The sequence below is a fragment of the Microcystis protocystis FBCC-A270 genome, assembly GCF_050500235.1.
GTDB lineage: Bacteria > Cyanobacteriota > Cyanobacteriia > Cyanobacteriales > Microcystaceae > Microcystis > Microcystis ichthyoblabe_A.
The window spans coordinates 4,104,507-4,128,635 of the sequence record NZ_CP191407.1 but is presented as its reverse complement, the minus strand read 5'-3'; the positions used below and the strand labels follow the sequence as shown (position 1 = coordinate 4,128,635).

General features: G+C 44.3%; 28 protein-coding genes and 1 pseudogene. 13 read left to right on the top strand and 16 right to left on the bottom strand.

What is annotated here, in order from left to right; genetic code table 11:
- Positions 1-35 precede the first annotated feature (35 nt).
- The 7 genes from ACQY1X_RS20160 to ACQY1X_RS20130 form a co-directional block, all read right to left on the bottom strand.
- Positions 36-401, bottom strand: a complete 366-nt coding sequence (locus tag ACQY1X_RS20160; RefSeq protein WP_002737379.1) for a hypothetical protein — start codon at positions 399-401, stop codon at positions 36-38.
- A gap of 134 nt (positions 402-535) precedes the next feature.
- Positions 536-865 carry a helix-turn-helix domain-containing protein gene (locus ACQY1X_RS20155; RefSeq protein WP_002737427.1) on the bottom strand — a complete coding sequence of 110 codons (330 nt, stop codon included), beginning with the start codon at positions 863-865 and terminating at the stop codon, positions 536-538.
- 27 nt (positions 866-892) lie between these two features.
- Entirely contained in the window at positions 893-1,246 is a 354-nt protein-coding gene (locus tag ACQY1X_RS20150) for a type II toxin-antitoxin system RelE/ParE family toxin (RefSeq protein ID WP_002783506.1), read from the bottom strand.
- The gene (locus tag ACQY1X_RS20145; RefSeq protein ID WP_430015058.1) at positions 1,240-1,491 is read right to left on the bottom strand and encodes a GUN4 domain-containing protein; all 252 of its coding nucleotides are present in this window, start codon (positions 1,489-1,491) and stop codon (positions 1,240-1,242) included. The genes ACQY1X_RS20150 and ACQY1X_RS20145 overlap by 7 nt, the downstream gene beginning before the upstream one ends.
- Positions 1,492-1,662: 171 nt before the next feature.
- On the bottom strand, positions 1,663-3,417 hold the full coding sequence (locus tag ACQY1X_RS20140) for an SUMF1/EgtB/PvdO family nonheme iron enzyme (protein ID WP_430015057.1): 1,755 nt from the start codon (positions 3,415-3,417) through the stop codon (positions 1,663-1,665).
- 97 nt (positions 3,418-3,514) lie between these two features.
- Positions 3,515-3,757: a type II toxin-antitoxin system HicA family toxin gene (locus ACQY1X_RS20135; RefSeq protein WP_002735126.1), complete on the bottom strand. Its 243-nt coding sequence runs from the start codon at positions 3,755-3,757 to the stop codon at positions 3,515-3,517.
- Positions 3,750-3,986, bottom strand: a complete 237-nt coding sequence (locus tag ACQY1X_RS20130; protein WP_002753114.1) for a type II toxin-antitoxin system HicB family antitoxin — start codon at positions 3,984-3,986, stop codon at positions 3,750-3,752. The genes ACQY1X_RS20135 and ACQY1X_RS20130 overlap by 8 nt, the downstream gene beginning before the upstream one ends.
- Positions 3,987-4,173: 187 nt before the next feature.
- Between ACQY1X_RS20130 and ACQY1X_RS20125 the strand changes: the two genes are divergently transcribed.
- From ACQY1X_RS20125 to ACQY1X_RS20100, 6 genes are all read left to right on the top strand, one after another.
- On the top strand, positions 4,174-4,821 hold the full coding sequence (locus ACQY1X_RS20125; RefSeq protein WP_430015056.1) for a DUF3386 domain-containing protein: 648 nt from the start codon (positions 4,174-4,176) through the stop codon (positions 4,819-4,821).
- 262 nt (positions 4,822-5,083) lie between these two features.
- Complete coding sequence (locus ACQY1X_RS20120) at positions 5,084-5,320, top strand: NifU family protein (protein ID WP_002779291.1); 237 nt, start codon at positions 5,084-5,086, stop codon at positions 5,318-5,320.
- Between the two features lie 453 nt (positions 5,321-5,773).
- A complete protein-coding gene (locus ACQY1X_RS20115) occupies positions 5,774-6,862 on the top strand; it encodes an isocitrate/isopropylmalate family dehydrogenase (protein ID WP_069473789.1) in 1,089 nt (362 codons plus the stop codon).
- Positions 6,863-7,022: 160 nt separating this feature from the next.
- Complete coding sequence (locus tag ACQY1X_RS20110) at positions 7,023-7,646, top strand: COP23 domain-containing protein (protein ID WP_430015055.1); 624 nt, start codon at positions 7,023-7,025, stop codon at positions 7,644-7,646.
- A gap of 37 nt (positions 7,647-7,683) precedes the next feature.
- Positions 7,684-8,613 carry a S1 family peptidase gene (locus ACQY1X_RS20105; RefSeq protein WP_430013417.1) on the top strand — a complete coding sequence of 310 codons (930 nt, stop codon included), beginning with the start codon at positions 7,684-7,686 and terminating at the stop codon, positions 8,611-8,613.
- 28 nt (positions 8,614-8,641) lie between these two features.
- The gene (locus ACQY1X_RS20100; protein ID WP_193979858.1) at positions 8,642-9,847 is read left to right on the top strand and encodes a tetratricopeptide repeat-containing S1 family peptidase; all 1,206 of its coding nucleotides are present in this window, start codon (positions 8,642-8,644) and stop codon (positions 9,845-9,847) included.
- Between the two features lie 20 nt (positions 9,848-9,867).
- Here the strand turns inward: ACQY1X_RS20100 and ACQY1X_RS20095 are convergent, their stop codons facing one another.
- From ACQY1X_RS20095 to ACQY1X_RS20085, 3 genes are all read right to left on the bottom strand, one after another.
- Positions 9,868-10,467, bottom strand: a complete 600-nt coding sequence (locus ACQY1X_RS20095) for a hypothetical protein (RefSeq protein ID WP_430013416.1) — start codon at positions 10,465-10,467, stop codon at positions 9,868-9,870.
- A 47-nt stretch (positions 10,468-10,514) separates the two neighbouring features.
- On the bottom strand, positions 10,515-11,729 hold the full coding sequence (locus ACQY1X_RS20090) for a hypothetical protein (protein WP_430013415.1): 1,215 nt from the start codon (positions 11,727-11,729) through the stop codon (positions 10,515-10,517).
- A 567-nt stretch (positions 11,730-12,296) separates the two neighbouring features.
- Positions 12,297-12,800 carry a hypothetical protein gene (locus ACQY1X_RS20085; RefSeq protein ID WP_002735260.1) on the bottom strand — a complete coding sequence of 168 codons (504 nt, stop codon included), beginning with the start codon at positions 12,798-12,800 and terminating at the stop codon, positions 12,297-12,299.
- 279 nt (positions 12,801-13,079) lie between these two features.
- Between ACQY1X_RS20085 and ACQY1X_RS20080 the strand changes: the two genes are divergently transcribed.
- Entirely contained in the window at positions 13,080-13,394 is a 315-nt protein-coding gene (locus ACQY1X_RS20080) for a hypothetical protein (protein WP_002735918.1), read from the top strand.
- 282 nt (positions 13,395-13,676) lie between these two features.
- Positions 13,677-14,072: a hypothetical protein gene (locus ACQY1X_RS20075; RefSeq protein ID WP_287637600.1), complete on the top strand. Its 396-nt coding sequence runs from the start codon at positions 13,677-13,679 to the stop codon at positions 14,070-14,072.
- Between the two features lie 482 nt (positions 14,073-14,554).
- Here the strand turns inward: ACQY1X_RS20075 and ACQY1X_RS20070 are convergent.
- From ACQY1X_RS20070 to ACQY1X_RS20055, 4 genes and pseudogenes are all read right to left on the bottom strand, one after another.
- Positions 14,555-14,671 (bottom strand): annotated as a pseudogene (locus ACQY1X_RS20070) (IS30 family transposase); the annotation flags it as partial.
- Positions 14,672-14,748: 77 nt separating this feature from the next.
- Positions 14,749-16,656: a tRNA uridine-5-carboxymethylaminomethyl(34) synthesis enzyme MnmG gene (mnmG, locus tag ACQY1X_RS20065; protein WP_430013414.1), complete on the bottom strand. Its 1,908-nt coding sequence runs from the start codon at positions 16,654-16,656 to the stop codon at positions 14,749-14,751.
- Positions 16,657-16,846: 190 nt separating this feature from the next.
- Positions 16,847-17,341 carry a phosphoribosyltransferase gene (locus ACQY1X_RS20060; protein ID WP_123230611.1) on the bottom strand — a complete coding sequence of 165 codons (495 nt, stop codon included), beginning with the start codon at positions 17,339-17,341 and terminating at the stop codon, positions 16,847-16,849.
- Positions 17,342-17,363: 22 nt separating this feature from the next.
- The gene (locus ACQY1X_RS20055) at positions 17,364-17,597 is read right to left on the bottom strand and encodes a hypothetical protein (RefSeq protein ID WP_002735880.1); all 234 of its coding nucleotides are present in this window, start codon (positions 17,595-17,597) and stop codon (positions 17,364-17,366) included.
- 80 nt (positions 17,598-17,677) lie between these two features.
- On the opposite strand from ACQY1X_RS20055, the gene ACQY1X_RS20050 reads away from it, so the two are divergent.
- From ACQY1X_RS20050 to ACQY1X_RS20035, 4 genes are all read left to right on the top strand, one after another.
- On the top strand, positions 17,678-18,367 hold the full coding sequence (locus ACQY1X_RS20050; RefSeq protein WP_002736879.1) for a lecithin retinol acyltransferase family protein: 690 nt from the start codon (positions 17,678-17,680) through the stop codon (positions 18,365-18,367).
- A 90-nt stretch (positions 18,368-18,457) separates the two neighbouring features.
- A complete protein-coding gene (locus tag ACQY1X_RS20045; protein ID WP_016514875.1) occupies positions 18,458-18,694 on the top strand; it encodes a hypothetical protein in 237 nt (78 codons plus the stop codon).
- An 82-nt stretch (positions 18,695-18,776) separates the two neighbouring features.
- Positions 18,777-19,940, top strand: a complete 1,164-nt coding sequence (locus tag ACQY1X_RS20040) for a GuaB3 family IMP dehydrogenase-related protein (protein WP_002747415.1) — start codon at positions 18,777-18,779, stop codon at positions 19,938-19,940.
- A 190-nt stretch (positions 19,941-20,130) separates the two neighbouring features.
- Positions 20,131-20,472 carry a DUF760 domain-containing protein gene (locus tag ACQY1X_RS20035; RefSeq protein WP_002792971.1) on the top strand — a complete coding sequence of 114 codons (342 nt, stop codon included), beginning with the start codon at positions 20,131-20,133 and terminating at the stop codon, positions 20,470-20,472.
- 91 nt (positions 20,473-20,563) lie between these two features.
- Here ACQY1X_RS20035 and ACQY1X_RS20030 read toward each other — a convergent pair whose 3' ends face one another.
- The gene (locus ACQY1X_RS20030; RefSeq protein ID WP_430015054.1) at positions 20,564-22,417 is read right to left on the bottom strand and encodes a hypothetical protein; all 1,854 of its coding nucleotides are present in this window, start codon (positions 22,415-22,417) and stop codon (positions 20,564-20,566) included.
- A 611-nt stretch (positions 22,418-23,028) separates the two neighbouring features.
- On the opposite strand from ACQY1X_RS20030, the gene ACQY1X_RS20025 reads away from it, so the two are divergent.
- Positions 23,029-23,697 (top strand): hypothetical protein, encoded by a 669-nt coding sequence (locus tag ACQY1X_RS20025; RefSeq protein ID WP_430014701.1) that lies wholly within the window; start codon positions 23,029-23,031, stop codon positions 23,695-23,697.
- On the opposite strand, the gene ACQY1X_RS20020 is transcribed toward ACQY1X_RS20025, so the two are convergent.
- Positions 23,694-24,128 carry a VOC family protein gene (locus ACQY1X_RS20020; protein WP_002736212.1) on the bottom strand — a complete coding sequence of 145 codons (435 nt, stop codon included), beginning with the start codon at positions 24,126-24,128 and terminating at the stop codon, positions 23,694-23,696. The two genes, ACQY1X_RS20025 and ACQY1X_RS20020, sit on opposite strands and share 4 nt — an antisense overlap.
- Position 24,129: the final 1 nt, after the last annotated feature.

Below are 24,129 nucleotides of genomic sequence, written 5' to 3'. Positions count from 1 at the left end.
AACTTTGATAAATTAATATAATTTCTGGGGCCTATCTATTTAGCCATCGAGGTGGCTACATTAGGACTATTGGGGTTAATATCAATAGTCCGGGTTGCGGGAATAACGATTAAGTCTAAATCTTCCATTGGGATAGCACCAAGCAATACTTGATCCCCCATCACCAAAGCACCGACGAAACCGACGCGGTTTTTGAAACGAGTTTCGATCGGCCCAACGTAGGGAACCAGTTGACGGGAACCATCGGCTAAAATTACCTCTTTGCGATCGATTTCAGTTAATTTTAACTGAATTTGAATATGTGCAGGAATGCAGAGATGCAAGGCTCCCGTATCAGCCAAAGCTGCGGTTTCTAGAGGCGATAGGGAACGATCAACGGGGTTACTAAGTTGAATATTCATGATGACTTTTGTAAGGTTAAGGGTTAAGTCCAGTGTCCTGTTTCTTTTTACTACAAGGATTAGCTAAAATAGGTTAGTTGAGGTGCGTTACATTAACATTAACGCATCTTACGAGATCGGCGATCGCGCTTAGATTAGGATTGATTTCGATACATGACCTGGATACTTAAACTAGAGTTTGCTAAGGCTTGGGGAGTTACTAAGATTTCTATCTTCTGACCTAATGCTACTAGAAAGTCAAACATCTGCTCAAGAGAAAATTTTTGCAATCTGCCATTTTTTAAGTTAGAAATTTTAGCCTCGTCAATCCCCAAAATTTGACTGACCTCCTGCTCGCTTAATTCTTGTTCAGTAATCAGATCGTAAATCACTGAAGCCAGCTTGACTTTAGCGAGTTTTTCTTCTGCATTAGCAAAGCCTAAGTCTTCAAAAATGTTTCCCGAACTAATAGTATATTCTGTCATAATCATTTATCTCCTTTTTGTTATTTATTATTGCTCTTTTGCGATCTCCTGTGCTTTTTTTAGGCGTTCTTTGATTAGATTAACATTTTGTTTTGGTGTTTTAATCCCCGATTTTGATTTTTTCTGAAAGGCATGGAGAATAAAAATAGCATTGCTTAGTTTGATGGCATAAACTGTTCTATAGGTATCGGTTTGATAATCGCTGACTATTTCAAAAACACCATTAAAGCCCTTTAAAGCTTTGATGTTAGGATGATTCTGATTGTTCTGAACACGATAAAGAATATAGCCAACTTCATCAATAACCTCTTCAGGAAATTCTAATAGCTCCTTTTTTGATGCTCCAATCCAGATAACAGTTTTCAGTTGTTTATCTACCATTTTTTTGAAAAAATGTGAAAAATACAAATAAGGAAATGAGCTTTGGGAGCATTCTTGTTAAAGATTAGGTCAGAGTAAGACAAGCAATTTTCTCCTTTTTTCCAGCCGATGTGATCGCCGAACTTTTTCCACACTTCACTATTATATTCTCTCGTGTCACGGAGACTCTCATAGATTTCTTTCTGGACGCTGAAGCCAAATCTGCCGTTACTGTAGTGCGGACAACATGAAGCGCTAAAGCGCAACTACGAACCTTAACTCAACCTACAAATTATCCTAAATCCCTTGAGTAACCCACAGAAAACCGGTTTCTCCGAGAAACCCGTTTTCTACTCATGCTACCTCAATTTTCTCAAAAAAAAATCGACCCGCCGCTAGGCGGGAAAAAGAGAAAAAGGGTAAAAAGGGAAAAAGGGTTACAGAGTCCTCCCAGCACCGCACACCACCCGAAAACCGTTGCTGCTGTCGTCGGCGCGGCGGTTGTTGCTGTTGCGGTAAGCAGAACGGCAGTAATTCGGATTGTAGTACCAAGAACCGCCCCGCAGTATTTGAGAATAATTATCCTTTATTAGCCAAGCACTACCATCCTTTGGCGCATTCTTATAGTTATCGTGCCAATTGTCTTCGCACCACTCCCAAACATTGCCACTCATATCATAGAGTCCCCAAGCATTGGGCTTTTTCTGGCCCACAGGATGAGTTTTATCCTGAGAATTTCCGTCATACCAAGCGTAATCTCCTAACTGATTGGCATCATCACCGAAATAATAGCGAGTAGTGGTCCCCGCACGACAGGCATATTCCCATTCCGCTTCTGTGGGGAGGCGATAGGTTTTGCCAGTTATTTGACTCAATTTCTGACAAAAGGCTTGAGCGTCCTCCCAACTAACCTGTTCTACCGGATTTTGGGGATTGTTTTTAAAATAAGAGGGATTTTTTCCCATTACTGCTTGATATTGTGCCTGAGTCACCGGATATTTCCCAATCGCAAAACTGTTTACTTTAACTTGGTGTTGAGGCTTTTCATAACTTCGAGCATCGGGATCACTGTCAGCAGATCCCATGAGAAATTGACCTGCTGGTAAGCTCACCATCTCTAGTGTGACTCGATTGGGTAGGTTTTCGGTAAATGAAGTTTGAGGAATAGGAGAGTCACCGACGACGGAGGTGCTAAAATTCCCAACTCTCTCGATTACATGGTTGTTGATGCGTTGAATGGCGGTTTCCAGTTCGATTTCCTCGTCGGGGATTTCCACGTCTGTCCATTGCCATCCTTCCTGCTCGGCTCGCTCTAATGCGATCGCTAAACGGCCGCGCTTTTCTTCGCTGGTGACGAGGAAATTGAGCAAACTAGCCGATAGATTCTCGTTTTTGCGGAAAGATACGGCCGATTCGGAACTAAGAATGTTCTGGACGAGGGATTCCACTTCGCTGACACTGCGGGAAAGTTCCCCGTCAATGGTCACTACTCGATCGATTAAGCCTTGAAACTGTCCGATAATTGGTTTTAGGTATTGTTCTAGATTAATGGCTACTTTGGCCATTTCGATCGCTTCTTTTTCCAGACTATCTAACTCTAGCTGCAACTGATACACTTGTTTGTACCCGTTCAACTCGCCGATCATTTTCGAGAAAACCTGTTTTTGTGTATCCTGATCTTCAGCTAATTTCTGGATACTTTCGCTGATTAGGTCGATTTTCTTGAGCATGAGCAAGCTGGCGCGACCAACAAGAATCACAGTGCGGAAAATCTGCTGTTTCTGTAGTCTCAGGGTATCTCGCAGGTCGGCCGAGCCGATGCTATTCTCCAAAGATTGGCGTTTTCGCTCTGTTTCTGTCAATTTCTGGCATTTAACCGCCACTGCCTCCTTGATTTCCTCGGTCAGTGACTGGAAAAACCGCCGGTATTCATCCTTATGGTCGGTGAGAAATCTGATTAACTGGTTATAGTCCTTGACTAACCTTTCCAATTCTTGAAAAGTTTCCTCGAAATTGAGGGGTTCTTCTTTTTTCCTCAATCCTAACCATGTATTGCGGACCCGTTTTCCAGTTTTAATCAGTTGCTGTCTTTCTTGAATCTGATCCTGCAAAACTAATAAATCGGGGCGATTTAGTTGGGGAAGTTGATAGGTTTTCCGATAAAGCTTGATTTTCGCCGTTTCTTCTGCCATCGCCGTGGTCGCTGAGGGTGAGTTTTTTCTATTTTAGCCCGATTTTTTGATGATCAAATACTATCGGGATACGCCCCGAGCAACTACCTAACCTTTTCTATAAGTCATAGAAGTAAGGATAAAGCTCTGATTCTGGAATATATTGACTTGCTTGCCTAAAAATAGCGTAACAGGTTCCAGGATCAAGTTGCCGATGATTGGGAATAGTTAAAGTCTCCTTTCTCTCCGAGATGACACGACGCAATTTTATGTGACTTCCTCGTTGACTATGAATAGTAAAACCAAATCGATCAAGAATTTTGATAATGTCTTTGCCGGATAGTTGTTTCAGCTTAGGCATATTCTGGCTGTAACTCAAATATAATCTGTAGAGAAGGTTTGGCAACTAGACCGAACTCCCTGGGGTCTTCTCCCTCTAAATGCAGTAAAATGGCTTCTTGGAGATTATTAACCACCTCATCTAAGGTATTTCCCTGGGTGACAATCGAAATTTCCACGCATTCACCTACATATCCTTGTTGTTCACCAGAACGAATAATTGCGGTAACTTTTGGACTTAATTTTGTCATAATTGCTCATGTTTATTTTTTGCTTATTTAGATTTATGGCAATCGAGCAAGGGACGGGTCATTGACCCATTCTAACTGACTTTTCCCTAAGCTGTGGAATTCATCTAGTTTTCTAGAAATCTCGGCCAGAGGCGAAAAAATCAGCGACAATGATATAAATGGAGTTATCAACACAAGTAAAGCGATTATGACTGTAGCCACGACGAACGCCCGAGATATTTTCCGCTCCGCCTACGAAAACCGTTACACTTGGGATGAAGGATTCCCCGGTTACACTGCTGATATTATCCTCACCCAAGGAGAGGAAGTCTATACGGGCAAAATTCAAGTTAATGCCGATTATAGTGTGGAAGTAACGGGCATTGATGACGAGAAAGTGCAAGAAAGTATCTATAATCAAATGCGCGACATCGTTACTCACCGCAAAAGAGGCAATTTTGAGGCTTCCCACGGCAAAAACCAGTTTAATTTCGGGCAAGATGATCCCACCGGTGCGGTAGAAATTCTGGTCACCGGCGATGCGATGGGGTCTAATTATAAGGTCCGCGGTCAGGAAATCTGTCAAGTCAGTCGAGTCATGGGACCGATGGCTTTTACTATTAATACCGAGGAAAGTCTCGATACGGGAGAAGGTTATATTTCTATTCGCTATAATGCCATTTTCCGCAATGCTAAAACCGATGAATTAAAGGGAAAACGTGACTTTAAGGAAACCTACGAAAAAATCGGTAATTATTATTTACCCTCCTGTCAAGTGATTAACGCAATCGATGTCGGTGGCGAAAAATCCACCACAGAATTTACTTTTATCAATCTACAGCTTTTAGAAGCTTAAGGGTTATTCCCGCCCAAAAAGCGTTAGGATTGAAGTAACTAAGTAGGTGGGTGTTAAAAATTGTCGGATCCCCCCGCCTATCGGCACCCCCCTTATCAAGGGTAGATCCCCCCGCCTATCGGCACCCCCCTTATCAAGGGGGGCAGGGGGGATCAAACCCCCCTTATCAAGGGGGGCAGGGGGGATCAAAGACAAAATCTATCTTCAATTTAATTGAAACCACTTACTTACACTGTAATAAATCTCTGACCAGAAGCTGATTATGTCTTTAACACTGACTCCTGATAACGTCGAACAAGTTTTAGATGAAATGCGCCCCTACCTGATGGCGGATGGTGGTAACGTGGAATTAGTCGAAATCGACGGGCCAGTCGTCAAACTGCGTCTTCAAGGCGCTTGCGGTTCTTGTCCCAGTTCCACCATGACCCTAAAAATGGGCATCGAACGTCGTCTCCGGGAAGTGATTCCCGAAATTGCCGAAGTTGAACAAGCTTTCTAAATCTTGGGTTAATTAATTCTCACCACCGCCCGATTGCTAATTTAATTAGCGATCGGGCATAATATTAATTATATATTTTCTTCTAAGTGGCTAGGTGTCAAAAACTTTCAGAAACCCCCCTTATCAAGGGTAGATCCCCCCGCCTATCGGCACCCCCCTTATCAAGGGGGGGCAGGGGGGATCAAACCCCCTTATCAAGGGGGACAGGGGGGATCGAACCCCCCTTATCAAGGGGGGCAGGGGGGATCAAACCCCCCTTATCAAGGGGGGCAAAAGGCAAAAGGGAGAATAAATAATCAGTTTTTAATAACCAGATTTGCTGTTATATATCTTTTTCTGCAAGATTGATAAAATTACAGAATTAATTAAGGTAAAAAGTATCTTTTTTAGCCGATTAACCAGCCAATTCAGCATTAACATATACTTGAAAATTTTCATTAAAACTCAAAAACTATGACAGAAAATATCCCCACTATTGTGGTCATGCACGGCGACCAAACTGGAGAAGAACTATTACTAGAAGCCCTGAGAGTATTGCAACCCTCGATAATTCGTCAACCGCTTAACTTTGCCGATTTTGATCTTAGTTTAGCCCAGCGTCGCCAGAGTAACAATCAAGTGGTTCATGAGGCCGCCGAAGCGACTCTAAAAACCGGATTAGCTCTCAAAGCTGCCACCATTACCCCAGAAATTAAAGGAGATGTGGGCAGTCCTAACGCTATTTTAAGAGAAGCAATGAATTCTCAGGTAATTCTCCGCATCGGTCGCCGTATCCCCGGCATTCGTCCGATTGGGGGCGTTTATTCTCCCATTGCCATTGTCCGCATGGCCGTTGATGATGCCTACGGGGCCAAAGAATGGCGAGAAACCACTGCCACTGGCGATGAAATTGCCTATCGCACCTCGCGCATTTCTAGGGCTACCAGTCGCGCTGTGGCCGAGTTTACCTTTCAACAGGCCAAAAAAACCGGGGCGCGGGTATTTGGCGGCCCAAAATTCACCGTTAGTGCCACCTACGAAGGGATGTTTAAAGAGGAATTAGACGCGGCGGCCCAAAGACATCCGGAAGTGCGTTATCAACCCCTGTTAATTGATGCAACTTTTGCCCTACTTTTACAAACCGACGGCGAAGCTTTGGTGATTCCAGCACTTAATCGCGATGGCGATTTATTATCCGATTTTGTCTTGCAACTCTATGGCAGTATTGCCGGGGCCGAAAGTTTAGTTTTGGGATTTGATGAGGAGACATTAGCGGTTAAAACTATTATGGCAGAAGCTCCCCACGGCACGGCCCCGGCTTTAGAGGGCAAAAATATCGCTAATCCCATGGCGATGATTTTAGCCTCGGCAGCTTTGTTAGGTTATATCGAAACTAGCGAAGCGCGCAAAGCTTCTCGGGCAATTTATGAAAGTGTCTTTGAAACTATTCACGAGGGCAAAAAAACCCCCGATTTAGGGGGCCAAATGACCATGATTGAGTTTACCGATGAGGTGATTCGTCGCGTGGTCAGTAAGTTAGAAGTTTGGTCTGCTTTGGGGTAAACGAACTCATCTGATTGCTCTCTTAAAGGAGTTTGAAGAAAGGGTAATCCCAAAAAATAAGAATTGTTGCAAAAGCCTTGCTTTTGTTGGTTTTGCGGAGAGATAATAGCTACCTTTGAAGTGTATAGTAGAGTCCCTTTGCAGGATTAGAATAAGGACAATGAAATTACAAACTTTGACAAAAACTCTGACTATTGCTCTGATTGGTGTAGGACCTGCCTTGACCTTACAATCACCGAGCCAAGCTCAAGCCAGATTCGAGTGTCTTTTACCAGTGACAGGCCCCCATGTGGGAGTTCCCACAACCTATGTCAAAGTCCGCCCTAATGAACGCAAAGCTGTGATTCGTTGGGTTTCTCGTTATTCTAGCGGTTCCGGTTACACTCCCCGGCAACGGTGTCTAGAAGTAACTAAACGATTCAATACCCTTGACGCTCGACCTAGAGGAATTGATATTATTACCACTGGCTATCTCAATGGTCTGCCGGTCATCTATTCCCCTAGTCATGGACGAGAACGGGCAAATAGCAGTAACCTATTATTTACCCTCAAGAGAGGGGAAAACGCAACCCAGAAAATCCAACAGCTATTCGACCTCCGGGAGGGTTCCGGAACCGATCCTTTGTTTGAAAGCTCATCGGATTCTGTCATTGTCTATTTCAATAAATTCCTAGAAAATGCTCCCGTGGAAACAAATCCTGCCACCGGTTCGTCCCCCTCTCCACTGCCGGAGACTTCTCCCGAACAACCCCCCCAAAAACCATCAGGCGGTTCTGTTTGGTAAACTTTTCTAGTTCTATAGATAGGAGCATAGCAATCAAGTGAGTCGGCCTATAAAAAGAATTTTGGCTGGTGCGGGCAGTTTATTATTGGGACTGTCCACACCTTTGCTTGCTGTCCAAAGCTATGCTCCTGCTCTGGAACCTAACCAGGCCAATGCCTATAGCTCTCAGCAACTTTCGGAACAACAGCTGCGTCAGTTAGCCAGAGCAATTACCGTTAAGGTGTTATCAGGGCAAGGCTGGGGTTCGGGCATTTTAGTTGAAAAGCAGGGTTCTTCCTACAAAGTCCTCACGAATGACCATGTTTTAGGGCGGTATCGCTATCGGGTTTGGCAAATACAAACCCCTGACGGCAAGATACATCGGGGGGAGTTGGTCAGAACAGTTCGCTTGAATGATTATGATTTAGGCTTAGTTTCTTTTCGCAGTAGCCAAGTTTATTCTATTGCTGATTTGGCTAATGTCGATGATCTCGCTATCGGAGATGAAGTTTTCGCCGCTGGCTTTCCCTTCGATGGCGATCGCCCGACAGAACAAGGATTTACCTTCACCCTGGGTAAAGTGTCGCTTTTGAGTGATAAATCCTTTTCGGGAGGCTACCAAATCGGCTACACCAATAAGATTAAAAATGGCATGAGTGGCGGACCGCTGCTGAATCGGCAAGGTAAAGTTATTGGTATTAACGGGATTCATGCTTATCCTCTCTGGGGTAAATCCTACGTTTTTGCTGATGGAACGGTGACTTCACCAGCACTGTGGGAACAAATGAGTCGATTAAGTTGGGCGATTCCTATCAGGACTTTTTTAAAATCGGGGTCATCTTCTCCATCTGCTTCCAGTCGGCAACGGCCCGCAGTGTCACCCCCATCGCTTCCCACCCATAGAGAACCCACTTTCTCGGAAGATTTCCCTTCTCCATCCTCGTCAACCCCAAGAGAAAAGAATCCCGCTCCCACACCCCTCTGGTAAATTCCACTCAACTGTATTTTTAAACCAGATGAGCAACAATTTCTTGAAAATTTCCGCCGCCCTAGTTAGTATAGCGGTGTTTGTGGTTTCTCCTCAGATTGCTAAGGCATCAACAACTGAGCAGATAGAAAAAATTGCTGAAAAGATTACCGTTTTAATCCCCTCAGAAGAAGAGGGGGCAAATGGGAAAATTACTGCTAATGGCTCTGGATCAATTATTGCCAAAGAAGGAAAAGTTTATACTGTTCTTACTGCCAGTCATGTGATCTGTAAAGATGCTAGAGATGCCTGCAAGTTCTATTACGATCAACTTAAAATTATTACCTGGGATGGCAAGCAATATCCGCTCGATTACAATAGCATCAAAAAATTACCCGGAGTAGATCTAGCTCTCGTGCAGTTTCAGAGCGACCAAAATTATCAGTTAGCGACCTTGGCTAACTATCAAGTAGCTGACGAACAATTTATTTTTGCTTCTGGATGGCCCGACCCGAAATTTATCGGCAAGCGGAAACGATTGTTCAATGTGGGGAAAGTGCTGCCCAAATACATTACACCCTTGCTGAAAATATTTCCCCCAGAGTTGGGGTATGAGATAGTTTATACCAGTGTCACCTATGGGGGCATGAGTGGCGGTCCAGTGTTAGATATAAATGGACGAGTCATCGCGGTTCACGGACAAAATGAAGCCGAAAAAATCGAAAAGGTTCCCGTGCCAATTGGCTTTAGTCTCGCTATTCCCATCACTACTTTTTTGAAATTAGCACCCCAGTCTGGCATTCAAGGGCAGATAAATGTCGAAAATTCGCCCCCCAATGCCTTATCTTTGCAAGAAATTGGTGATGAATTATACAAGGCTTTTGAAGTTCCCAATAATAACGATACTAATCCCCTCAACTGGCTTAATCAAGGCAATAAAATGTGGCGGTTAGGACAATTAGCCCTCGCCTATGCCGCCTATGAAAAAGCCTTGCAACTCGATGCTCAACTCTATCAAGCTTGGTACGGTAAAGGTCTGGTCTTGACCTACTGGAAACGCTCCCAAGAGGCGCTGGCCGCCTACGAACAAGCTCTCAAAATTAATCCTGACTCCGATACCGCCAAAAAACTGCGCGACAAGCTCCAAGAATCTTTAGGGGGAGGAAATACCCCTTCTCTAACCCCCTCACAGCCAACCACCGCGCCCACCGTGGAGCCTTCACCACAGCCCTCTAATCCGAGAAGACTATGGTGAAGTGAGTAGGGAAAATGCGGTTAGCTAATAGTGGGTTGCACCAATTTAGCTAAGAATGCTTGAATTGCTCGCAGTTCTGCGGGAGGATTGCGGAGAAACTCTTCGTTACTGGCTAAAATCATCGCATTATAGGCCCGCACCGCCGCCAGCAATTTAGCTGGAACTACCTTCTTATCTTTGGTCAGTTTCTCTAAGCTGGCCAATAAGTCTTCAATAACATTTAAAGGCGCTGTGCCGGGGGCTGAGTAAAGAGCGGCAATGACAGCATTGATATTATTACCCGCCTGTGCATCCCCTGTTAAGATGCTCAGTAGCGATTGCTGAACGGCTGCGGGAATCGGGGTACCCGTGGGGGAGGTTAAATTATTATCAGCTAACAGAGTATTCAGAGAAGCAGCCGCCTGATTAACAGCGATTTGAGCCGGTTCTCCCCCCTGAAATCCCGTTACCGTCCTGGTGCTGGGGAAAGTTTGACCGGCAAAATCACCGGTGGAAAGAATTGGCCCAGTGGCATCGGATTGGTTGCCGGTTTGCGCCATAAGGGGAGAGACTAGGGAATTGGTCAGCAAAACCGCCGCCACTAAGGAAACTTGCCAATTAGTCAACCATTTCATCAACATGGTCTTTATCCTCATTCAAAAAGCTAAATTAATAGTGTAAAAACCGACTAACGGGGGAAAAAGTAATTGTAGCCGATACTCATGACGAAGCGAGCGCCGTCCCCGGCATTGCCCGTTAAATCAGCACCGGCAAGGTTAACCGTCAAGGGGATGTTCTGGAAAGGAATCAGGGAAATACCTGCGTTTAAATCTTGACCCGACCATTCGACAATGGCCGAGACCGGTTCAACAATTCGTAAACCCGCACTAGCAAAGACACCCAGGGAATTTACCCCATCTTCGATGGCTCCTTCCGAGCGAAAACGACCACCACCAACACCCAAAGAGAGCGTCAATTGACTAAAGGGTTCTTTCGTTGTTTCTGTGAACTGAAAAAATTTGCTCACCACCCCGTAGATACTGCTACCGGCATCTGTCCCACCCCAGCGAATGGCGTTTTCAAATCCTAGGGCGACAGCAAAACCTTCTGGCAGAGAACGGTGAATTTTAAAGCTAAAACTACCCCGTCCAGCGTTATCACCAAAAAGGCTCAAAATCGCCATAGTTACATCCAAACCGACAATTTTCTGGGGTTCTCCTAAACCGACCCCTAGGGCTAACCCACCATCTGCTTCATTAGTAAAACGGGTTCTCGACTGGAAACCGAAACCACCGAAAATCTGCCCAAAATTGGCTCCAAAACCGATGGGAGTAGAAATACTGGCACTAGGGGCAACCACAAATTCCGCCAGTTTCGCAGAAAGGGTTTGCGGTTCCTCAATCAGAAAATCTTGACGTAAACGCTGCAATTCGGGGGAAACATTGGTATCAACGGGGGTAGATGCTTGCGCTTGCCATTTTTCGACTTCTGGCGAGTTATTACCCCCTGCTGGTAAAAGCTGACTCGCTTGCGTTGTCCCTAGATTCGCCTTCCATTCTTCTAGGGTTGAAATTGTCCCGGTCTTTTCTGTTGCTAGAGTATCGAGGGAAGATTTCTCTAGTTTATTTTCTAAGGATGAGGGCAGATTACTATCGGCTAATCCCTCTGTTGTCGAGAAGGAATTGGTTGTAATAATTCTTTCTGTAATCTCTAATTCCACGGGGGAATTAATGTTAATTTTTTCTTGGGATACCCGAATAGAAGCAGCGTCAATGTCTAAGGGGGAAGGAAGGGCCTTCACCCCATCACAAAGTATGGCTGTCCCCACACAGGATGTGATGAAAATTCCTCCAGAAAATATCTGTCTCATCTGGCTGTTTCTTTTGGCTTTTTTTAATAACACTTCCAGCTTTCCTCACAGACGAAATTAATTTGCAAGAATTGTAACTGATTTATTCTTAGATAGCAAATTATCAAAGTTGCGGTCTCTGTATGATAATCATTGCTTATCATTGGTGTGAGTCTTGCTAGGCAAGGCTTTGAAGACTATCTTTCTGGAAAGAAAATTCTCCCTACAGAAACGAGAAGAACCATCTTTCCTTTACTGGTGTCTGCAATTGTCAATTCACCTCCTTCTATCGTCCTTACTGCAACTATGGTTGAAAAATTTCCTTGATTCTTTTTGGCCCCAGTCTGCCTAAATGAAGTGTAAAAAATTTAGGGACTTGCGTGAGAATAATATCCCAATCGAGCGGAGGGCGCAAGCTTTGCGCCCCTACAGTAACGGATTTTCTCCACAATGTAGGGGCGAACTGCGTTCGCCCAAAAGGTACATTATCAAAGCGCAAGTCCCTTACCACCTCTATTTCTGGCTTCGCCGGTTGTGCTGGGTCTCCGTCCATGAATCCAATAGGCGGATTATATTGCTAGAACTAAAAAAAGCGGGTTGAACCCCGCTTTTAATCAACAACTAAGCTAACTTAAAGGCATCTCGCCAACACCAGCGCAACAGGGTAAAAGCTATCAAACCTTTAACCACTTCTAGAAACCAATAACCAATCTGCAAAGACATCATTTCTCCCGACATTCCCGACGCAGTAACGGGGGCCAGTAAACCCATAGCGCTCAGATTGGGAGTGAGAAAATAGGTGTAAATTAGGGTGATTACTAAGAGAACACCGGCGAATAGAAGCGATCGATGTTCGGGGAGATGGATTAAGGTATGATAGCGGTGGAAGACAACAAAGCTACACAGCACAATCGCCGCACAAACTAATTCCAGATGGTTAAAAATGCCAAATAGCAAGTAACCGGCACTGGCAAAGCCATTTTGTGTCATCATGCCAGCTACGGATAAGCTGGGGATAATGATTAAATCTATGACGAAACTGGCACTTAACCAGAAACCAAGAACAACCATGGCTAGGGTTGTCCAATTAAACCAAGACCGATAACGCTCAACAAAAGTTTTCATTAGGCTTGCTCCTCCTTGCCTTTCTAACTTAATTGTAAAGAGCGTTCGCCAAAATTTTGGCAAGTTTTTTGCTAATTCTTAGCAATTCTTATCAATTCTTATCAATTCTTAGGAGAGCAACCAAACAATACCGCTCTTACTTCTAGATTTGGCTACCCGCTCGGGGCGTAATTGTAAAGATTTATCAACAAGTGTTTATAAAAACCTTTAAATATTGACCAAGGTGAGGATTCTAGACTTACCCTGAGATAATAACTGACTATCTACGGGTTTACTGTTATGGATAAGGATTTTCGTAACTATCGCATGGTTTGCACTCTCACCTTTGGAGATATTTACGGACAAATAATCGTTTGGTTAATCGTTATTTTTCTTACTCTCGCTTCCACTCTAGCTCTTTGGAGTAGCACTAGACAAATTTTCGCCCTCGCTACCGTGGGGTTAGTCGTCGTCCTCTCTTTGCCTTTTTTACTCTTTGCTTTCGTTACTACCCTCCTTAATCATATTGAATTCGTTCCCATCGAAGCGGAAACCAACATTCGTCGTGGTCCTGTCCCCGGAGTTAGCGGCAGCCGTGTACCTGCAGCCAGCTAAATCCGACCAAATCCCCAATAAATAATCTAGAGACGTTATCAGCAACGTCTCTAGCAGTTTTTGTCATTGGTTGCGTCGGGGTTTCTCGTTCTAGATTTTTGTAAATTTTTGTAAATTTAACTTGTTTTTAAAACCTTTTTCTGTTAAGGATTATCCAAAGAAAAATAGATGAAGCAGAGAAATTGTCAAGAGAATAATCTTGTTTGCTGCCTGATCCCGGTCAATGATAAATTTTTAAATACCTAGTCTTTTACATTTTCCCAACTCTCGGAGTGATCCCCGATGTTAAAAAATCTCTTTGGTGGCAAAAAATCTGACTTTTACCTAGAACTAAAAGAAACTGATGGTGAACAAAAAGCGACAGCAACCACGGCAGCAGCCGCCCCTGTTGTGGAAGCGCCCGCCGCTGCTGTGGAGTCTGCTCCTGCCCCTGTAGCCGAGAAAAAAGCCCAAAAAACTTCTATCAAGAAAGAAAAGCAAGTAAAAGAAACTCCCGCCGCTCCTGTGAGCGCACCGGCACCCGTAGCCGCTACTAACGGTAAAGTAGAGCCGCAAGAGGTGGAATTTGCGACAAAATACTTGATTACTCCTAGTCTGTCTCGCCGTCGCCCCGGTCCAAGTTTGAATGGTTTCAAAGACATGGCACGCAAGGCGAAACTACCTGCTAACCGCGGCTAAATCCCCCAGATTGCTTTCTCAACAAAAAAAAAGGAGAGCTTTCTTTGACTCTCCTTTTTCATCAGGGTGCATCTACTGACTCAAGTTTAGCAGAGAGTTTTTTTAAGGTTGGTTATTTAGGTTACTCCCCAGAGTATTTTGGGGATAATTATTGCCTGTCTTTTTGGGTAACTTTTAAAACCTAGGGCTAGACCGAACTGATCAAAGCGGTGATCACCACTATCCCGATCTGTTTCCGGTTTTTCAATTCTCCGACTTTTTCGGCGAGATCGGTGGTTTTCCCCGCCGCGTTCGCCATACTTTAACTCGAGCTGCTTGCAGCTTAAACCCTCTATCTTTCCGTCTAGGGTTTAGATATCGCCTTTAATTTCCGACTGCCCTAACTCTAAATTCTTCTGTCCGTTTTCCAAGGTAATTAGTCGGTTTTTGATCGCCTTCTGTCCGTTGGCAATATTATTATGCTCGTTTAATCCCCTCTCCTAAGAATGATCAGGAGGGGCAAAATAAAAATCTGCTCCTAGTTTCTGACTCAACTCTTGATGTCCACAAAATTCTTTGACCTTGTCACAAGTAAAGGTTTTTCTTTTGTCAGGAGTAATCGGTCATTTATTTTGATTGGGGCTGCTAATTAGGCAGCCGATAAGAACTCTTGATCGCTGATAATCAGGATTATTTCCTAACTTTTAACTGCCGACATCTGCCGCATTTCTAAATATACTAATAAAGCGTTAATATCAGCAGGATTGACTCCGCCAATTCGCGAGGCTTGGCCGATGGTGGCGGGTTTAATTTTTGTTAATTTTTCCCGGGATTCCATTGACAAAGTTTCGATTTTCATGTAGTCAATATCGGGGGATAAATGACGGTTACTGTGGCGACTAATTTGGTCAATTTGATTTTGTTGTCGCTTTAAATAACCGGAATATTTAATCTCAATTTCTACCCCTTCTCTTTCGGCTAAATTTATATCAGGATTACCTAAACCATAGCGATCAAGATCCGGATAATGGAAGCTAGGACGACGCAGTAAATCCGCTAAAGAGAGAGAACCTTTAATTTTTTGTTCCGTATCCTTAACGATGGCGATTGCCACCTGATCCCGTTCTTTAATTCTCGTTTCGTGTAGGCGTTCTTTTTCAGCGATAATATTAGCCTGTTTCGTTTGGAATAATTGCCAACGCCGGTCATCAATTAAACCAATTTCTCGCCCTAAAGGTGTTAATCTTTGATCGGCATTATCCGATCGCAATACTAAGCGATATTCGGAACGACTGGTTAACATTCGATAGGGTTCCCGCAGATCCTTAGTACACAAATCATCGACCAAAGTTCCTAGATAACTTTCCTCCCGGGGAAAAACAATTAACTCTTTTCCTAAAGTAAACCGGGCCGCATTAATCCCCGCCACCAGTCCCTGGGCTGCCGCTTCTTCATAACCGGTTGTCCCGTTAATTTGTCCCGCACAAAATAACCCCTCAATCTTCTTCGTCATCAGGGTTGGATAACACTGAGTTGCCGGTAAATAATCGTATTCCACTGCATAGGCAGCCCGCAACATTACACAGTTTTCTAAACCGGGTAAAGTCCGCAGCATTGCTAATTGAACATTTTCCGGCAGTCCGGTTGAAAAGCCTTGGATATAAAGTTCAGGAATATCGCGCCCTTCCGGTTCAATAAAAATTTGATGACTTTCTTTATCGGCAAAACGGACGATTTTATCCTCAATACTAGGACAATAACGCGGTCCTTTGGAGTCAATAAAACCGCCATAAATGGGGGATAAATGTAAATTATCTCTGATTAATTGATGAGTTGCCGCCGTGGTGCGGGTGAGATGACAGTTCATTTGTTCCCGTTCGATCCACACCTCTGGATCAAAACTAAACCAACGTACCTCGTCATCGGGCGGTTGCGGTTCCATGCGGGAGTAATCCACCGAACGCTTATCCACACGGGCAGGAGTGCCAGTTTTTAGGCGACCGGTCTCGAATCCGAGACGATTTAGGGTTTCTGTTAAACCCACCGCCGCAAATTCGCCCGCCCGTCCGGCGGCCATAGACTTGCCGCCAATCCAGATTTTACCGCCTAAAAAAGTGCCAGTGGTTAAAATGACGGCTTTAGCGGCGAAACAAGTGCCGAAATAGGTTTCTACCCCTAAAACTTGCTCATTTGCCCCTAAAATCAGGTCTGTGGCCATGGCTTCCCGAATAACCAGATTGGCTTGGGTTTCGACGATACCTTTCATCACCGCCGCGTATTCCCGTTTATCGGTTTGGGCGCGTAGGGCCCAGACTGCCGGTCCGCGAGAGGCATTAAGAACCCGTTTTTGCAGATAGGTGCGGTCGGCCATTTTGCCAATTTCGCCGCCTAAAGCGTCCACTTCGTGGGTTAATTGGGATTTAGCCGGACCACCGACGGCGGGGTTACAGGGTTGCCAAGCGATTTTATCGAGATTAAGGGTGAGGAGAAGGGTACGACAACCGAGACGGGCGCAAGCTAGGGCCGCTTCACAGCCGGAATGGCCCGCCCCGACGACGATGACATCAAATTCATCTTGAAAGTCTGCGGCTGAGGAGAAAGTCATACTCGATCGAGGGGAAAATTAATTAATCAGGCTAATATTCTAGCAATTTTTCTGAGTTTTCCCCCCAAACAATACAAGAATACTAATTAAGTCATTGACTAAGCTGCCCGCGCATTTAAGAGGCAAGAGGCAACAGTAAAGGGATTGGGGGAGATTCGGCTAATCTAAGAATAAGCGGTTAAAATACGTCTCAGCTTAGGAGGTCTTTGGGTGTAATTAACTCGTAACGCTCGAAGGGTTGATGAATCCAAGGATTATCGGGGTAATATTCCACATAATAGTCAGGTTTGATTCTTGATGCCGCTTTGTACCAGATCACCGCAGTTTTGATATTGGTAATCCCGTATTTTTCCTGCAATAAAATCGAGGTTTTTTGGAGGGTGATTCCCGAATCGACTAAATCATCCACTAATAACAGGGGACTCTTTAATTGGGCCTCGAGCATGGCTAAATTTGAGGAAATAGTTAATTCTCCCCGAATTTGATGATTTTGCCCCCCGTAGGAAGCAGCGTAGAGAATGGCTAGGGGTTGACGAAAAAGACGACAGAGAATGTCACCGACGCGCAATCCTCCCTTAGCTAAACAGACAATCTGAGCAAATTGCCAACCAGAATGATCGATTTTTACTGCTAATTTTTCGATCAGACGATGGTATTCATCCCAAGAAACATAGACATCGGCCATATTTTCCATTCCCGATTCAGAATTACTTATTTTCGGCAGGTCGATCACTACTCCAGGCCCACCAAACTCGATCGCATTGACAATGATAGAATTCCTGCCATTTACGACGGGAATCTTCTCCTAAAACGGGAGCGCGGCGATTGATCCAAACGGACTGAGCTTCTTTAGCTTTTGCCCCACAGTAAGGACAACAAAAATTGTAGGCGTGAACAGCATTCTCTGTCCAGTCAGGGGGAAAGGGACTAAAAGCATCCATAATCTCTAAAATATAAGAGTAATAACCAGAAAAACTGGGTCAATAGATAATCTCCTTGTTTAATTTATCACTAAAAAAATATGGCTAAAGGGGATCAAATATACGCCTATCGGGAATTGCTCAATCTTCAGGGTGTTTATGCTCATCATGGCATCGATTGCGGTGATGGTAGCGTCATTCATTACCGAAAACCGAGCGAGATTGTGGAACGAACTTCCCTAGAAACCTTTGCTAGGGGCGGTAAAATCTATGTGGTGCGCCATGTAGAGGTGGGATTTTCCTTTATCCCCGATGTGGTGGTAGAAAGGGCGCTAAGTCGTCTGGGGGAGCAGAAATATAATCTTCTTTTTAACAACTGCGAACATTTTGCCACTTGGTGTAAGACCGGTATTAGCAAAAGTCAACAGATAGAAGAATTTATCCCGATTATTACCCATTTACAAGCGGTGGGACTCTACGAACCTCTGAAAAAATCCCTGATCGGAGCCGACCCCAACAATGCCCAAACCCTGTTAAAAGGGGCTTTAAGCAATCTTAAGGTCAGTTGGGATGAAATTCAACCCCAGTACAAAAAAGCCATTCAAGAAGCAGAAACATGGAATCGAGTAGCGATCGAAGCTTTAAGCAGAAATCGCGATGATTTAGCCCGGGAAGCCCTGAAACGCAAGGTAGAAGCCAAAAAACAGGCAAAACGCCATCAGGAACAATTGGATCAAATAGCGGCCATGACCGAAAATGTTCTTAAAAGTCTGGTGATTGCTAACGGTTAGTCTGGATGTCAGTAAACTGTTCAGTATCTAACCCTCTGCCGATTGCCTCAGTTGATTCCTATTCAAATCAGGTAATTTTAGTTGCTCGCCATGGAAATCTGGATTATTTTACGTTTTTCAATCGCCGCTGCCATTATCGCTTTAGTTTGCTGGTCTTTAACCAGTGCCGTGCGCGATAGTTGGCAAGTTGCCCGACGGATGCACTCTATCCCTTGCTCCCACTGCCGCTACTTTACCAACGATTATCGCCTCAAATGTAGTGTACAACCCAGGAGCGCCAACACCGAACAAGCGATCGACTGTGGCGATTATTTTCCCGATGCCTAGTTTGCCATAATACCGAAAAGCTTTTCGAGATGGTGCGAAATTTGCTAGTCTAGGCTAAATAGGTCTGAAATAGTATAGAAACGTGGATACAATTATTGGTCGGGGCAAAACAGCCCGTAGAGCTTACGGTATCGATGAAATCGCACTTGTACCCGGAGTGCGAACCCTCGATCCTAGTTTAGCCGATACCCGTTGGTCTCTCGGCAATATCGAGCGGGAAATCCCGATTATCGCCAGCGCTATGGATGGGGTGGTGGATACTAAAATGGCCGTCCTTCTCTCCGAGTTGGGGGCGCTAGGGGTACTAAACCTCGAAGGTATTCAAACCCGTTACGAGGATCCTAACCCGATTCTTGATCGCATTACCGCAGTCGGCAAAGCAGAATTCGTCGGTTTAATGCAGGAACTCTACGCAGAACCGATTAAACCGCAACTAATCGAGCTTCGTATCCAAGAAATTCAAGAAAAAGGCGGTATTGCGGCAGTTAGCCTCACCCCTGCCGGTGCCGTCAAATACGGTGCTATTGTTGCCCAAGCAGCGGCCGATATTCTCTTTGTCCAAGCAACGGTTGTTTCCACTGCCCATTTATCCCCGGAAGCTATCACCCCCCTCGATTTAGTGCAATTGTGCCAAGAAATGCCCATTCCCGTGGTTTTGGGCAATTGCGTCACCTACGAAGTCGCCCTTAACCTGATGAAAACTGGGGCAGCCGGGGTTTTAGTCGGTATCGGTCCCGGGGCTGCCTGTACTTCTCGCGGCGTTTTAGGGGTGGGAGTTCCCCAGGCCACTGCTGTGGCCGATTGTGCCGCCGCTAGGGACGATTTTTTCCGAGAAACCGGTAAATACGTCCCCGTTATTGCCGATGGCGGCATTATTACCGGCGGTGATATCTGCAAATGTATCGCCTGTGGCGCCGATGCGGTGATGATTGGTTCTCCCATTGCCCGGTCCGTGGAGGCCCCCGGCCGCGGTTTTCACTGGGGTATGGCCACACCTAGTCCAGTTCTACCCCGGGGAACCAGGATTAGTGTGGGCAGTACGGGAACTATTGCCGAAATCCTCGTAGGACCAGCAAAATTAGATGATGGTACTCATAACCTCCTAGGGGCGCTGAAAACCAGTATGGGGACTTTAGGTGCTAAGAACTTAAAGGAAATGCAACAGGTGGAAGTGGTGATTGCCCCCTCGCTGCTGACGGAGGGTAAAGTCTATCAAAAGGCCCAGCATTTAGGTATGGGTAAATAAAAGTTATCAGTGAACAGTGATCGGTTATCATCAGTGTTAAGTTTTTGATTTGTGCTGGAGATGGGTTTTTTGCTTGGTATGACCATCCCCTTCAGGTTCGGTTCTACCGACTGCCACTATCTCAAAAAACTGTTAAATTGGAAGAACCAAAAGGATAGTTTATAAAAAAATTGAGTTAAGGAGATCAAAGGTGTATAGAGAAAACGATCGCCCTCACAATTTATTCGGTACCGATAGTGAATTTTCCGAGAGTTTGTGGCAATATGTCCAGACCTTAAGTCCCGAAACAATCGCCCAACTCTCGAAACCAGAATCCCAAGAGGTTTTCCAAGTGATGGAACGCAACATTATCGGACTTTTGGGCAACCTTCCCTCCGAACATTTCGGTGTCACTATCAGTACCAGTCGCGAACATCTGGGCCGGTTATTGGCCTCGGCAATGATGAGTGGTTACTTTCTCCGCAATGCTGAACAGAGAATGAATTTTGAAAAATCCCTCGCTACTCTCCAGAGCGGTTCCAGCGATTTTTAAAGTTGAGCGGTAGTTAGTTTGAAAGGGAAAAAGAAGCAATCAGATTTTAGTTACAAGATAACTTTAGATCTGACTAATAACTGATAACTGATTAAAGACAGTTTTGCTGCCAGAGTAGCTCTTTTTCGATTCCTTGTTTTTCTCCGGGGGGTACAGTCCTTTCCCGCATAATATAAAGTTGCAGGGATTTAATCTGTTGATCACTACCGTGCTGCTGATTCCAGTTTTGACAGAGATAATGACCAAACTCTCCATAAACTGACCGACCGATAGCTCGATTAAGATTAATAAAATATTGTCGCCACTGCATGGTTTTATACAAACGATTGCGATCGCTATCCGTGGGTTTATCCCAAATTACCGGCTGTCCTTCTCTAAATATATCTACCGTGGAACCATCGACTAATTGACTGACTGCCAGAAACCAAGCATCATCCCGGGGCGGACCAGGGGCAAAAATACTCCAATATTGGTCTAAACGGGTAACTCTTGCGAGAATATCAATTGTATTAAAAGTACGACGGGTGAGCAAGCGATCGAGGGATTGAACTAAAGGTGTATTTAAATCACCCCTATCGACCGATTGCCGGACAAAACTGCGTAAATTCCAGATACTGGTCAACAATAAGAAGAAAATTACCAAAATATTTAAGGGTAAAGAGGATTTAATCGTCAGGGGACGAAACTTGAGAGGTTTAGTGAAATTGCCCATAAAACGACGATGGGAGGCAATCCACTCATAAATTCTCGTTCCTAGGATCATGAGGGGCGGTAAACGCAAAATTGGGGCTAAAAACCAGAAAATCGGCGAAAGACTGACAATATAAACCAATGCTGACCATTTAAACCAGCGTTTTCCCTGCCAATCTTCCACTACCCAAGAATTTTGGGCTACCATATCCTCGTATATTGAGGGGTTATCTTGCGCGACTAACAGGGGAGTGCCAGGTAAAATGAGAAAAGTGCGGAGAAGATGAACAACTTTTTTGCAAAATCCACAATCTCGATCGTAATTAATCCTTAAACCTTCTCTTTCTGGGGTTATCATCCGTTTTTGTCCCCAATCCCAGACAAGACTAGGTATGATCGGCAACCAATGGGTGACACTCAAAAACGGGAAAATTCCCAGATGAAAACTGAGAGCAAAACCGATATGTAAAAGAATAAACGAGAGAATAGCGACTATTTTAAAGAAACTATTGCGAAAGGGAATAAAAATTAGCAGTGGACCCACCCATTCAAAGATTAACGCTGAAAAGGTCAGGATTTTTAGTAATTGTTGCGGTAAAGATAGTAAGAAACCAGCAAAAGCAGTACCGTATTGATCGTAACTGAGAGAGTAATAAACGGCCGTACCATCGGGCCACCAAGTCTCACTTTTGGTTTTAAAGGCCGCTGACCACATATAGATGTAACACACCTGTATCATAAAAGCCACCGTGGCAGCCGAAACTACGCGCTTGGGTAAGGGGTTGGGATTGGTGTTTAAGGCACTTTCCACGGAATAACAGGCACCGAGGGGTAAAAACATCGCCCAGAATAATACTGCCCGGATTACGTCATCGGCGGCAAATAGTAACAGGGGGTTGCGATGATGCAAAGAGACGATTAGCGCCCAAGTGGCGATCGTGGCTAAACGGGTATGATAGCCAATTAAGAGCAATAATGCGATCGCTATAGCGACAATAAACAGGATACTCTGCACCAGCACCGAGTCACTGAGAGCAAAAATAGACCAGTAAAAAGGACTAGCAGAGACTTTTGATAAGCTTCCTAGAGGTAAAACCCCTAATTCACTGTAATGGGCAGTTACTTGGCTAAAACGAACTGATAAATCGACTAAAACCACTAACGCCAAGGCAATGCGAAATAAAGCCAGCGATCGCAGGTCAAACCCGAAAATCTCTGCCAGTCTTTGTCTAAATGATTTTGCCATTATCGCCATAGGATGATGATTCCCTCCACTTTTTCAATAAACCTACTTTATAGCAAGTAAAAAGGCCAAAGGCAAAAGAAAGCTGTATTCTCCGAGTCAGTATTCAGGAGATTATTTTTATTTATTCTTCTCTCCCATCTCCCATCTCCCTCATAGGTATAGGTTTTTTACATTAGAACTCTTGCGAATTAATTATATGTCATAATTATAGGTTAACTAATTTTTTTTTGGAAAATTAGTTAGTACATTTCTTCTGAATGAAAACCTGAAGTTTTGCTTTTAACTCAAAACTCTTTAGATATGCTTTAATTTGGTTGTCAAAACCTCTTTATTTAAGCATCACAAACTTTATCAATTATAAAAATTGAGAATAAATTCTCCTTGACTTGATTAATGTTTGGCAACTTTTAAGAAGCTGCTACACCTAACTCACACTTACAAACAGCCGCCAACAGGTTAGGGACTTGCGCTTTGATAATGTACCTTTTGGGCGAACGCAGTTCGCCCCTACATTGTGAACAAAATCCGTCACTGAGTTAAAAAGGAAAATTGAGGTAGAATAAATGAGTGTTATCCTGTTAGAATCGAAACTACAGCATCGATCAAGGAGTGAAACAAATATGCCGGCGGGCTATGAAGAAAATCCCAGAATGCCCCTAGATAAAGTTATTTTTGTTATTGCTTGCATCTATCTAGGTTGGGTGGTGGCATGGCTAATCAGTCAAAAAAATGCCCCTATCTCTCAAAATGGCACGATTTCCCAGGAAGATAAAAAATTTATTGCCTATCTGCAATCATCCCTTGCTATTATTGATCGCCAAAGTCAAACTTCATCCCCCGATCCCAATCCTGCTGCCAAAAATAACCCTTCTCCAGTAGTGCCAGTTCTACCAGCACCACCCGCTAATTTACCGGTTAATAATACTCCCCAGATCATAGAAAGAATTTACGTTCCTGTTTATCCCCAAACCCCTGAAACTACTGCCAAACTTGTCCCAGTTACACCCTCAAGTCCCGACATTGCTGCACCACCATTACCGGCTGCTCCCCAGGTAAATCGACCGGTGGCAGCGGTTATTCCTACCAATAATCAGGTGAAAAATACCCTGGTGGGGGTGATGGATTTAGGCGATCAATCTACAGCTTTATTTGATAATAAGGGCATAACTACCCGTATTTCTCCGGGGGAATTTGTCAACGGTTGGACTTTAGTGGAAGTTGGCAATCAACAGGTTATTTTGTCTCGCAATGGCCAAACAAAAGTCCTAGAAGTGGGACAATCTTTTTAGGTTAAACGACGGATAAATTCCAAGGGTAAACCGTCTGTATCGGCAATAAAGGTGACTTCATAGACATGATCGCCGATCATCTGTTGTTGGGGGGGCAAAAGAATATTTAAAGGTTGATATAAATTGGCATCCTCTTGATGGGCTTGCTGAAAGTTATTTGTTAATTTTTCTAACCATTCTGGTAAATTGCTGACATTTTCTGTTAGGTCAAAAGACAAGTGATAATAACCGACATAATGCTGATCACCAAAGGCATCGGGTGCGGGTTTCGGTTGGGGAATTTGGATTAATTCGATGCGTCCGTTTAACCCGATGAGCCAACAGGCCAAAGTATAACCCGTGGTGAATCTTTCCTCTAGGGTAAAACCGAGAAGTTGATAAAAAGCGATCGCCCGATGGATATTAGCCGTCCGAATAGAAGCATGGTGCATT

Bases quoted from the DNA above. Each gene is read 5' to 3' on its own strand.
- ACQY1X_RS20095 (WP_430013416.1), bottom strand. From the start codon at position 10,467: ATGTTGATGAAATGGTTGACTAATTGGCAAGTTTCCTTAGTGGCGGCG.
- ACQY1X_RS20085 (WP_002735260.1), bottom strand. From the start codon at position 12,800: ATGAAAACTTTTGTTGAGCGTTATCGGTCTTGGTTTAATTGGACAACC.
- ACQY1X_RS20140 (WP_430015057.1), bottom strand. From the start codon at position 3,417: ATGGCAGAAGAAACGGCGAAAATCAAGCTTTATCGGAAAACCTATCAA.
- ACQY1X_RS20060 (WP_123230611.1), bottom strand. From the start codon at position 17,341: ATGGCCGATGTCTATGTTTCTTGGGATGAATACCATCGTCTGATCGAA.
- ACQY1X_RS20075 (WP_287637600.1), top strand. From the start codon at position 13,677: ATGTTAAAAAATCTCTTTGGTGGCAAAAAATCTGACTTTTACCTAGAA.
- ACQY1X_RS20150 (WP_002783506.1), bottom strand. From the start codon at position 1,246: ATGGTAGATAAACAACTGAAAACTGTTATCTGGATTGGAGCATCAAAA.
- ACQY1X_RS20110 (WP_430015055.1), top strand. From the start codon at position 7,023: ATGAAATTACAAACTTTGACAAAAACTCTGACTATTGCTCTGATTGGT.
- ACQY1X_RS20135 (WP_002735126.1), bottom strand. From the start codon at position 3,757: ATGCCTAAGCTGAAACAACTATCCGGCAAAGACATTATCAAAATTCTT.
- ACQY1X_RS20080 (WP_002735918.1), top strand. From the start codon at position 13,080: ATGGATAAGGATTTTCGTAACTATCGCATGGTTTGCACTCTCACCTTT.
- ACQY1X_RS20100 (WP_193979858.1), top strand. From the start codon at position 8,642: ATGAGCAACAATTTCTTGAAAATTTCCGCCGCCCTAGTTAGTATAGCG.
- ACQY1X_RS20155 (WP_002737427.1), bottom strand. From the start codon at position 865: ATGACAGAATATACTATTAGTTCGGGAAACATTTTTGAAGACTTAGGC.
- ACQY1X_RS20120 (WP_002779291.1), top strand. From the start codon at position 5,084: ATGTCTTTAACACTGACTCCTGATAACGTCGAACAAGTTTTAGATGAA.
- ACQY1X_RS20025 (WP_430014701.1), top strand. From the start codon at position 23,029: ATGCCGGCGGGCTATGAAGAAAATCCCAGAATGCCCCTAGATAAAGTT.
- ACQY1X_RS20130 (WP_002753114.1), bottom strand. From the start codon at position 3,986: ATGACAAAATTAAGTCCAAAAGTTACCGCAATTATTCGTTCTGGTGAA.
- ACQY1X_RS20020 (WP_002736212.1), bottom strand. From the start codon at position 24,128: ATGCACCATGCTTCTATTCGGACGGCTAATATCCATCGGGCGATCGCT.
- ACQY1X_RS20115 (WP_069473789.1), top strand. From the start codon at position 5,774: ATGACAGAAAATATCCCCACTATTGTGGTCATGCACGGCGACCAAACT.
- ACQY1X_RS20160 (WP_002737379.1), bottom strand. From the start codon at position 401: ATGAATATTCAACTTAGTAACCCCGTTGATCGTTCCCTATCGCCTCTA.
- ACQY1X_RS20045 (WP_016514875.1), top strand. From the start codon at position 18,458: ATGGAAATCTGGATTATTTTACGTTTTTCAATCGCCGCTGCCATTATC.
- ACQY1X_RS20030 (WP_430015054.1), bottom strand. From the start codon at position 22,417: ATGGCGATAATGGCAAAATCATTTAGACAAAGACTGGCAGAGATTTTC.
- ACQY1X_RS20055 (WP_002735880.1), bottom strand. From the start codon at position 17,597: ATGGATGCTTTTAGTCCCTTTCCCCCTGACTGGACAGAGAATGCTGTT.
- ACQY1X_RS20125 (WP_430015056.1), top strand. From the start codon at position 4,174: ATGACTGTAGCCACGACGAACGCCCGAGATATTTTCCGCTCCGCCTAC.
- ACQY1X_RS20050 (WP_002736879.1), top strand. From the start codon at position 17,678: ATGGCTAAAGGGGATCAAATATACGCCTATCGGGAATTGCTCAATCTT.
- mnmG (WP_430013414.1), bottom strand. From the start codon at position 16,656: ATGACTTTCTCCTCAGCCGCAGACTTTCAAGATGAATTTGATGTCATC.